Origin of the sequence: Moritella sp. F3, assembly GCF_015082335.1 — a bacterium.
GTDB lineage: Bacteria > Pseudomonadota > Gammaproteobacteria > Enterobacterales > Moritellaceae > Moritella.
This window is the reverse complement of record NZ_BLRL01000006.1, coordinates 253,614-263,430: the sequence shown is the minus strand read 5'-3', so window position 1 is coordinate 263,430 and position 9,817 is coordinate 253,614. Positions and strand designations below refer to the sequence as shown.

At 36.2% G+C, this 9,817-nt stretch carries 9 protein-coding genes; all 9 read right to left on the bottom strand.

Features of this window, described 5'->3' with window-relative positions; all coding sequences use genetic code 11:
• Positions 1 to 201: 201 nt before the first annotated feature.
• Positions 202 to 729, bottom strand: a complete 528-nt coding sequence (locus JFU56_RS13075) for a hypothetical protein (protein WP_198437742.1) — start codon at positions 727 to 729, stop codon at positions 202 to 204.
• A gap of 7 nt (positions 730 to 736) precedes the next feature.
• Entirely contained in the window at positions 737 to 1,216 is a 480-nt protein-coding gene (locus tag JFU56_RS13070; protein ID WP_198437741.1) for a hypothetical protein, read from the bottom strand.
• Between the two features lie 101 nt (positions 1,217 to 1,317).
• Positions 1,318 to 2,439 carry a type II secretion system F family protein gene (locus JFU56_RS13065; RefSeq protein ID WP_198437740.1) on the bottom strand — a complete coding sequence of 374 codons (1,122 nt, stop codon included), beginning with the start codon at positions 2,437 to 2,439 and terminating at the stop codon, positions 1,318 to 1,320.
• A 1-nt stretch (position 2,440) separates the two neighbouring features.
• The gene (locus JFU56_RS13060) at positions 2,441 to 4,027 is read right to left on the bottom strand and encodes a GspE/PulE family protein (protein ID WP_198437739.1); all 1,587 of its coding nucleotides are present in this window, start codon (positions 4,025 to 4,027) and stop codon (positions 2,441 to 2,443) included.
• Between the two features lie 7 nt (positions 4,028 to 4,034).
• Entirely contained in the window at positions 4,035 to 4,760 is a 726-nt protein-coding gene (locus JFU56_RS13055; RefSeq protein ID WP_198437738.1) for a hypothetical protein, read from the bottom strand.
• 11 nt (positions 4,761 to 4,771) lie between these two features.
• On the bottom strand, positions 4,772 to 6,010 hold the full coding sequence (locus tag JFU56_RS13050) for a hypothetical protein (protein ID WP_198437737.1): 1,239 nt from the start codon (positions 6,008 to 6,010) through the stop codon (positions 4,772 to 4,774).
• 1 nt (position 6,011) lies between these two features.
• On the bottom strand, positions 6,012 to 7,538 hold the full coding sequence (locus JFU56_RS13045; protein WP_198437736.1) for a hypothetical protein: 1,527 nt from the start codon (positions 7,536 to 7,538) through the stop codon (positions 6,012 to 6,014).
• Between the two features lie 8 nt (positions 7,539 to 7,546).
• Positions 7,547 to 8,524, bottom strand: coding sequence for a hypothetical protein (locus JFU56_RS13040; RefSeq protein WP_198437735.1), 978 nt, complete (start codon positions 8,522 to 8,524; stop codon positions 7,547 to 7,549).
• A complete protein-coding gene (locus JFU56_RS13035; protein WP_198437734.1) occupies positions 8,521 to 9,084 on the bottom strand; it encodes a hypothetical protein in 564 nt (187 codons plus the stop codon). Before JFU56_RS13035 ends, JFU56_RS13040 begins: the two co-directional genes overlap by 4 nt.
• Positions 9,085 to 9,817: the final 733 nt, after the last annotated feature.

The following is a 9,817-nucleotide window of genomic DNA, read 5'->3' as shown; positions in this document are numbered from 1 at the left end:
AGCATTATCCCTGCCGCTATGAGGGAGTATTTTCTCATTTCAAGTCCTTGAGTTGTTAAATTACACCTGTATTGAAGATCAACTAATTCTTCGAAAGCAGTACAATGAAAGCCAGCGGCTTGAAATGCAGAATTAAATGTCATGAGCTAACGATTCTTAACTATTACCCATCAAATTATATTGAGTAATAGTAAAAAATTTCTATTTACACTTATCATCCAAATAAGAATCACTATTAGCATCGATAGTGTTTCTATATTTAATGGAAGAAAGATCCCATTGTATTGTTGCAGGTGATATAAATGTTGCCTCTCCTACCGAAATTCGCTTTGCAATTCGTTTTGCACGCTTAGTCGTTGTAAATGTAGTTGTTAATCTTAAATTTGTTGGAACACCAGTCAGCCGATGAATAGATAAAACAAAAGTGCTTCCAATGGGATTATCTACAATAGATGGCTGCATATTCAAATAACCCATCGACGTCAATGTTGCAAGCGTGGGGTTGCTTACAGAATGCGTCGAAGATAATGAGCATTCAGTGTAGAAATAGTCATAAAAGGCTGGGTAAATAAGAGCAAGGTTTTCAACAACCCGCTCTTCTTGCGATATTTTTTTATAAAAAGCAACAGACCTTCCTGCCATAATAAGCATTGACGTCAATATTCCCAAAAGTATTACGATGTTGAGTGAAATCATACCTTTAGATCTAAAAAAGTAAGTGCTTTTCATAATTAACTTAACCTTGCATTGTAAGAACAAGAGTTTTTGTTGCTTTATCATAACTAGCATAAGTTGAACCATATTTTTTTACAGTTCGGACACCAGCATCATTTTTAATTTTAAGAAATGTAATATCTAGATTGTACGGGTCAGTATTTGCTGTTGCAGTTACGTCACCATTGTAAGGGTTTATACCTTTCCCATCCACAAAGTCTGATGGAATATAGTCATCCTTCAATAAAGCCATTGAAACACCAGTGTAAACACCACCACCAGCCCATGAGCTAGCTCCAGCGTGAATAGTGCTGGCCTGATTGGTTATTTGGTAAACTTTGTATTCAACTTGCATCGGACCTATATTTTTCGCGACACCGATTGCAATCAATATTATAACGCCCAGCACGATGAAGGTTTCAATTGCGGTAAAACCTCGCTGCAGCTTGTTGAAGTGTTCATCATCATTTTGTGGTAAATTCAAGAGTCCTGTTGCATTCATATTAAGTTCCTATACTTTGGTTGAGTCATTAGTGATGTAATCTAAAGTTAATCTTATCAAGCTTTAGTGGCTTAATGTTGATCGGCTGAATTTTCAAATTCTTAGTTCATTGCAACACCAAGAAGAATGTTAAGAATAACCATCACAGACATAGCTAACATCGAAATTCCTGTAATCATCAACCAAAATTTAATGTTTGCGGCAATCAAGTTCAGTTTCTTGGTTACATCTGAACTAGCAGTTTCAGCTATCAGTTCGAATACAGAGTCCATAGAGCCATTTTGCATACCAGCTATTTTCAAACGTACTTGTAGACGTGGGGGTAGTAAACCGGTGTTTAACTGCTCAAGATCCGTCGAGCCAGTACGCGTCATATCTAGCATTTGTTCAATGTGATATTCCATATAAGGTGTTGAGTCCTCGAGGATTGTCTCCAGTGATTGACGTAAACTAAGGCTCCCAGTTTTTAATAACGTTAACATGTTAAAAAACTGATTAGCCGCAAAACTTTGATAAATAGAGTAAAGGAATAAACTGTCTGCTGCTGATCGTGAAGGGCCAACCCAGATAGGCAGAGAAATGATGTAAGATATCACGCAAAGAACCAAACCAATCATTATTTTAAAGAGGTTATTATCGATAAAAATACCAAGGTCTTTATAGAAAAGAGTCAATCCGTCCACGTTCGACTCATCGACCATGCCTAGCAACATTGGTAAGAACTGGCTAGATACAACCGTTACAACCGTTATGCCAGCGAAAAAGAACATAAGTCCACTCTGTATGCTTTTCCTGAACGATTTACGCAGTTCAGCCTGCCCTTTGATGTTCTTTATTACTTGTTTTATGCCATAAGTTGTTTTACCGACTGAGTACGTCGCTCTAAAAGCCATTATTATTTTTGGATCTAGAAATGGCTCTAGTGCTTCAGCCATGTTCCCGCCATTCTTAAGTACATCTTCAATAAAGTCACACATATAAACTTCAAGACAATGCTCACTTACCGTTTCAGAGTAAACTTCTTTAATACCTGAAATTACATTTTTATCCGGCATTTGTTTCTCACCGACACCTTTCAATGCAAGATAATTATCTAGAAAGTCAAATTGCCTATTGTTCGTAAATAGTATTCTAAATTGAAGTTGCTTAAAAAAATTAATATTGTCATTTATATTATTTGATTTTTCTGATTTTTGAAAAAAAGATGTTATTTGTTCAATCATACTAGCCCTCCGGTATCAATTCATTTTGATAAAAATCTGTATAATGAAACGATTGAGTGGAATCAAATAAAATGTCTTTAATCGTCATTTCTGCATCTTGTGGGTCAAGTTGGCCACTATTAATTTTGTCCCACGCAAGATCCTGTAATGATTTCCACCCTCTTGTCTTCAATAGTTTTTTTGCGCCATCCATATCACCCAACCTTAAATAATCTCTGAACTCATCATTAATGACAATAAACTCAATTAGACTCTCACGACCAGTAACGCCACTGACACATTTAGAGCAGCCTCTAGCACTTTTAATTCGAATTGAATTTATGTTTGCCAATGGCCTAGTCTTTATTAGCTCGCCCATTTCTTTATGGTTTGACAAAGGTGTTGAGCAATCACGACAAAGAGTTGGCGTTAAACGAACAGCAATAAGCAGACTTAGAACATCAGGTAATGCTAATTCATTATACTTTACTCCCATATCATTAAGGCGAGAGGGTATCCCAAGGCTGTTGTTGGTATGAATGGTAGTAATAATTAAATGACCCGTTAACGATGCTCTGATTGAAGATCTAGCTGTTTCTTCATCACGCATTTCACCAATGGCTATTACATTAGGATCTTGTCGCAGCAATGAACGCAACTGCTTATTGTAACCGAGGTCCTGCATCAAATTGTGTTGTGAGATAAGAGGGTTGTAATTCGCAAGTAACTCCACCGGATCTTCGATTGTTGAACAAAATGCTGTTTTAGGGATTTCATGTAACAAAGCGTGGAGCAATGTTGTCTTACCACTACCAGTAGGACCAGAGACAACGATCATACCATTTGGCTTTTTCATTATGTCGCTGAATAATTTTTCGCTCGGTGGAGCAATATTCATGTTTTTTAAACTTTTAGATTGCACAGCAGGACTAACACGAATAACAATTTTCATATCGCCCTTTGTTTCAAGAGGCGATTTTTCAATTCGTAACCGAGTTTCAACCATTTGATTATCCAGTTTAATCTTCATGGTTAATGTCGTATCTTGGATGCTCATCTCATTAAAGTCGTCCTGACTGTTATTTGCACCAGCCCAGTTAAATAAACGCGCGGTCATACGCTTCAATTCATCATAAGATTGACCACCAGTACCGGCCCTAACTGCCTTACCGTAACGGTTATAACGTACTTCTGTTTGAGGGTTTCTAAGAAATAAATGAACGTCTGAACATTTATTTTTAATAGCATAACTTATAATATCTTCAGCGTGCTGTTGAGCTTCAGACTCATCTAAATCTTCCATTGAAGATTCAGAATCGATTTTCTTTGCTCGATTGATTTCACCTGAAATTGTATCGAGATCACTAAACCCAAAATTGGCTATTGATGCCCCATTAGAGTCAAGGATAAGCCTAAGAGCATTAAACTCTTCTGGTTTTTCACGATACTCATGTTCAGAGACGACAAACGTTCCATCTTTGTAATGAACAAAGTTGAACCCTCGACTTGCAAAGTCTTTGATTGTTTCAATGAGTTGAATGTTTGGCGTTTTCTGCTGTAATTGTATTGAATTGAACTGAGTTTCACGCATTGTTGTAGCTTCCATCATACACTCACTAGTTGAAACAAATCATTGGAATTTTAATAGAAGCTTTTTCATCAAAAAGGTTCACGCATTTCAGTTCCGCATTGATCTCTTTAACTAAATATCTTCCCCATAACACTTGGCTTAATCGGATGTTGTTTGCATATTTCCCATCATTGGTCATTGTTATACGTCCTGAACCCGACCACCCTTTAACTTGAATAACACCTACTTTCATTTCATCGATAGGACCTTGTATCTGGTCTGTAGATAAAATTGGTGCAGGATATTCGTTATTTGAAACAAATTCAGATGTACTATCAGTTGTGTCTTCAGGGTCATTACTCAGGTCACCTTTACGTTTTTTAAATTCTGCAAGTTTAAATGAGTCTTCTGCCATTTCTCTTTGTGTTTTAATTATTTTTGCTGATAGTGCTAAGCTACGTTCACTCATCTTTAAGCGAATGAAGTGTTTAGCCTCTGTTTGATTTATTGCTTGTTTGTAGATGGTCGCGGCCATAAGTATGTCATCATAATCGGGAGCTGAATTCATACGAATTGGTATTGCAGCAACAGATGATTTATCTTCTGTACTTACATTTTGCTTATCTTGGTCCTGTGACACCGGTAATTGAGCACCTTCGCTCACGTCAGATGTAAATAAATCACTTACTTGCCAGATAATTACAACCGAAATTAGAACTACCATAACGATTTGGATTATGGGTGTTTTCTTATTCTTTTTACTCGTAGCCATTTAAAACTCCTTTAATTTCCGTATATAATTAGTGTTATCACGCCGTTATAACCGTCTTCATTATGGTTAATAGTCCCGTTATCAAATGAAATTGGATGACCATTTGTGATAGATCCCAGAGTATCGAAATCGTTAACGCCCCAGTTCTTATATTTAAGTAAGAGAAATGTTTCTTTCCATTTTTGATTGGAGAGACGACTGTTATCAGCCTCTACGCTCACACTTGGTAACCAGTTTGAAATACCTTGTTCGATATATGTTAAGGTTTGATCTAAAGGAATTAATGTAGGTCTACGCATAATTACTGCATTAATGGTATTCGTTGCAAGTATCTGTCTATCACCAGATTTTTTAACCAAAAAATTGTTTTTATTTGCAACTGATATTAATCGTTCATATGACCCACCATCATGTTTTAACGTGATATGTGTAGAATCAGAATTCAGCTTGACCGATTCTAATGACCACCCTTCAGCCTCAATTTCGTTAATTACATTGAGATTGACATAAGTCTGAATCATACGCCCTTTCACACTTACACCTGAACGAGTTAAAATTTTATTAAGGACTTTAAATGGGGACTCTGGCACTTTAATTACCTTTACTTCTTCTTTTTCTTTATCACCTAAAAAGAAAGAACCGACAATCAAAAGAGCAATCAAACCACCAGCAATATACTGCTTATTAGAATTAATAATTTTTGGTAAAGGTGCATTTTGCGTCAATTGAAGTCTAGTGGTATCGTTATCATCAATTGGTAGCTGGATCGATTCAATTCGTAATGCTGTACATTCAGTATTTTCAATTCCATTAAGTAAAGATTTCGATACTTCACCAGCGAGAAATACTGGGAATGACACATCAACTTCCCCATCACTTTTCTTTTGTAGCTTTATAATTAATGAAAGAGCGTTCATATGAATATATGATTCAACAGACTTTACTTCTAAAGCCACTTCATTTTGTTTTATTATCAAGCAATAAACTTCATTTTCTTTCTGTTCAATGAAAGCAAATTCAGCTACTTCATGTACGTTTCTAATTTCATGATCAACACACTCACTCAATAAATACCCTGAAGACTGCCCACTTGAAGTGACAATGTCTTTACCATGTTTTTTTATAACGTGAAATTTGTTTAGCCCTTTGTCTAAGTTGTTCAGATGACGCTTAATCACTTGAATACTCTTAGGTGCTACAATTCGTGTAATAAGTGGATTAATTACCCATAAATCATTCAAGTTAAACATGCTAGCCTCTCACACCACGTAAAATGGTAGGAGTAATCGCAATAATTGTTTCAACACGCTGCTTGCTTGAAGTTTTTTTCATACCCAGAGCGTCATGACCAGCATTCTGGTTACTACTTTGAGTTACTACTGTAGATAAACCTGCAATCAACAAGGTACGGCCTGAACGAATGATAATGGATTGATCAAAATCCTTATCTGCAACTGTCGGTGATTCAATATATACCTGTGAACCAGAGCTGGCTTCTTCCCCTGTAGTTCCTTTCTTTTCAATAGAAATAAGAGTTGAAATATTGGTAGTAAGTCGCATTATTACGTCTTCTCTGTATATTTTCGGTAACAAATACATAGAAAAGCCTGAAGATACAGTTCCCTGTTCAATACTGGATTCCGACCCTACGTTAATTGTATTTGTTGTAGTTTGCTCACGGATATAATTAGTACGCTGTATCGAACGTAATTTAGTTACTCGGTTATTAAGCGAGATGGTACGAGGGTATGTTTTCTTACTCACTGAACCTTGTGATTGCAATGCTGAAATTAACATTTGAGTGCCAGTGAATTTACCCGAACCAACTGTACTATCAATGATCATTGGGGCAACACCACCAAGGGTCCCAGCTCCAGTAGTAAAACCACTTCCCATACTGACATCAACCGCATGTTGACCAAGATTTTTTATAACAAGATCCCAATCAAGACCAAGAGAAGTTTCATCATCAAACTGCACATCTATCACAGTAAGATCTACAGCCACTTGGCGTGTTAACATCTCATTCTGGTCGCCAATGTACTTTTTAACTTTGCTTACATTAGTTGGGAAGTCTTTCACTAAAAGTGATGTTGTAGCTGGATTTAATTCAAATTTGCCTTCTTTAGATAGTAGTAATGGAATTGATTTCCTTAAATCTTGATATACGTCAAGCTCACCCGAAGTATGAACAAATTCATCTACAGAAGAGATAATAGAACTACCCGTTACAGATGTATCACTGTTGTAATCAACATTACCGCCACCTTTACCTACACCAAATGTTTCAATACCAGGGAACATTGCAAGATCAAATGTTTGCGTTTCATATTTACTCCATGTCACAGTATTGGCATTAAGGGTAAAGCTATAACCGGCAGCGTCGCCAATAATCTTTAGAGATTCACCTAATGTACCATCGTGATTTACGGAAATTAGTCGAGTACGGTCAATGCCGTCAATATATTTAAAGTTGATATTTGTTTCAGCGAAAACGTTTTGAAGTACAATATCAAATTGGGTTTGTCTAAAATTAATATCTTCCTTTTCAAAATACCAACTCTCACGGTTTGCCTCAGAACTTGATATCGCTTCAATGTAAATTCCACTGTTGATTTCAATATTTTTGTATGCTGGCAGCTGATTTCGAAGGTCAGTCGCTTCAGTAAGGTTCTCTTTTGCCATCTCATACGTTTTATCTGGTTGGGTATACAAAGAACACCCAGAAATCACCATTGCAATGACAAGTGGTATTGCTTTCAGTTTAGAGCGCATCATTATTTCCTTTAATTATTTTTTGAGTATGCACGTAAAATATCATTTACATATGCCATTCCGACCACTTGATGGGGCGTTTTAAATGGTTCAATGATGCGGTCTATGACTTTTAGTACCGAATCCTCTTCTAGCTCAAAGTCATTATAAAAATAATGATTAAGCGAAGCGCTATAAACTAATTCAGTACTTTTTGTAGCCGAAAGTAGTGCTTCTAAATTTTCTTTTAATGAACCTTTTATAACTTTAAAATGTACCTTTGCTATGGGTTTGACTGGTTTTTCTGACTCAGTTTCAAACTCTGGATCCAGTCGCCATTCTTTATCTAATAAATACTCTTTAACTTTATCGTCATCGATGCTCATCCAGACACGGTCTGTTTTTTTATTCAAAGTTAAATATGAAAATTCAGGTGTGTGTTGGTAATCAAAGGGGTTAATCGTTAGAGATCTAATCTTATCTTCAGCTGACATTACTTTATCAGGTGCAGCCACGACTTTGGATTTAGATGAGAGCGCTGATACACTAGAAGTACCATAAGTTCGTGGTCTTGAATTATTAGACTTATTACTAGCAACATTTTTAGTTAGCATTACCTTTGGAGATAATACTGTTACTGTGTTTTTAGTGATTGCATCTGATTCAGCACTAGTTTTAGCCAGATCATTGTATGTATGATTAGCAACTACTGAACTATTATTTACAACTGGCGTATCTAGACCAGCCAATTCATATAATTCTTCAGGCTGGTTTTGATCGTTGACCATGTAAGGTGTTTGAACGTTAACATCACCAGAATCTAAATGAGTTTTTTCATAACCTATTTCTGAGTTCTGGATATAGCTGACGTTGAGGGATGTGTTATTAGCAGCCAAACTGTTAATTGTTGTTTGGTCTGAATACTTACCGCTACTGACGTTATTCGCGCACCCAGTCGTAGTTATAGCTATAACAATGGATAGTGCGAGTTTGTGTTTATTATTAATCATTGACATCCCTCCAGATGTTGAAGAGAGGTCACATTTAGTGAGTTATCTTTATCAAAAACATGGTGAGAAAGATTATAACCTTCGATGAATTCACCGATTGCTGATTCACGGTCGCTTACGTCAATTTGATACGTTGAGTCGATCATCCAATCAACACATTCTGGAACATTGAACCATCGAATAGTCTTAATACCCATTCGGTCAGCTAGTGAATACAATTGAGTTTTAAAAGAACCAGGGATGATTTCTGCATACTGCTCCCCATTTTTACTTTCGATATAGTTAATAGCGCTACTTCTAGTATCTAACGTATGTGTTATTGATGTCAGCTTTGAAGTAAGCTTGTCACCAAGGTCATTAAACACAGTTTGATATTGATTAACTTCAGCCTGTAATTCGACTATTTGTTTTCTTAATTCTTTAACTGATTGTTCACCATGTACATCATTAGCCCATTTGGGGCCATAGGTACCCGATTTTATTTCCACAGTCTGAGCTGCAACCGTAGTTGTCACTAGCAATAACATGGCTCCGATTTGCGGAACTAGGCTAAATTTCATTATTGATATTCCTAATATGTTAAGTTTGTACGATCATAATGACACGTATATATTCAGATTTGTGGAATGGCTGAATTTTGAGATTTGGGAATTAAGTTATTCATGATTTGAGACTTTCATGATGCTGATTTGTTTATTACGAGATGCATTTTGTATTTTCAATATGATTTTGCATTGCTTTGGTTTTTCCCCAGCGGATGACTTCCTTCCAGCTACAATTTTTTTGTTCCAACTTCTCTATTAGCAGCTTGATTAGATTCCCATCTACGGATTTATCTTTAGAGTCGAAGTTCAATGAGGTGACGCTGACGAGCTTAACGGTGCAAGGGGTTGTCAACGTGTCGACGGCAGCAATAAACCCTCTCAGAAGTGTTCTATTGGATGACGTGTGCTGAAAAGATTGAGTTATTCTTTGTGTTTTAAATTCAGATTCTATTAATACATCATAGCGACTGATTTTATTTACTTTGTTCTCTGTCACTAATCCGTATATTTTCACTAATGTCATAATTACCTCAATATATAATATGTACCTCTGAAGTATTGCATTTGTGGTTGTTGATATGTTGATTGGCTGAATTTCAATAATACAAACTAGCTATGAATAAATACACTCTTGTGGATCTTTAACTAAAGATCTCTATAAGATCTACATATAAACTATCTAAGATCTATATAGGTAAAATGACAATCCTTATACATACGGGGTTTAAGTTAGAATTATCAATGAGAT

Bases quoted from the DNA above. Each gene is read 5' to 3' on its own strand.
- JFU56_RS13065 (WP_198437740.1), bottom strand. From the start codon at position 2,439: ATGATTGAACAAATAACATCTTTTTTTCAAAAATCAGAAAAATCAAAT.
- JFU56_RS13060 (WP_198437739.1), bottom strand. From the start codon at position 4,027: ATGATGGAAGCTACAACAATGCGTGAAACTCAGTTCAATTCAATACAA.
- JFU56_RS13055 (WP_198437738.1), bottom strand. From the start codon at position 4,760: ATGGCTACGAGTAAAAAGAATAAGAAAACACCCATAATCCAAATCGTT.
- JFU56_RS13050 (WP_198437737.1), bottom strand. From the start codon at position 6,010: ATGTTTAACTTGAATGATTTATGGGTAATTAATCCACTTATTACACGA.
- JFU56_RS13035 (WP_198437734.1), bottom strand. From the start codon at position 9,084: ATGAAATTTAGCCTAGTTCCGCAAATCGGAGCCATGTTATTGCTAGTG.
- JFU56_RS13070 (WP_198437741.1), bottom strand. From the start codon at position 1,216: ATGAATGCAACAGGACTCTTGAATTTACCACAAAATGATGATGAACAC.
- JFU56_RS13075 (WP_198437742.1), bottom strand. From the start codon at position 729: ATGAAAAGCACTTACTTTTTTAGATCTAAAGGTATGATTTCACTCAAC.
- JFU56_RS13045 (WP_198437736.1), bottom strand. From the start codon at position 7,538: ATGATGCGCTCTAAACTGAAAGCAATACCACTTGTCATTGCAATGGTG.
- JFU56_RS13040 (WP_198437735.1), bottom strand. From the start codon at position 8,524: ATGATTAATAATAAACACAAACTCGCACTATCCATTGTTATAGCTATA.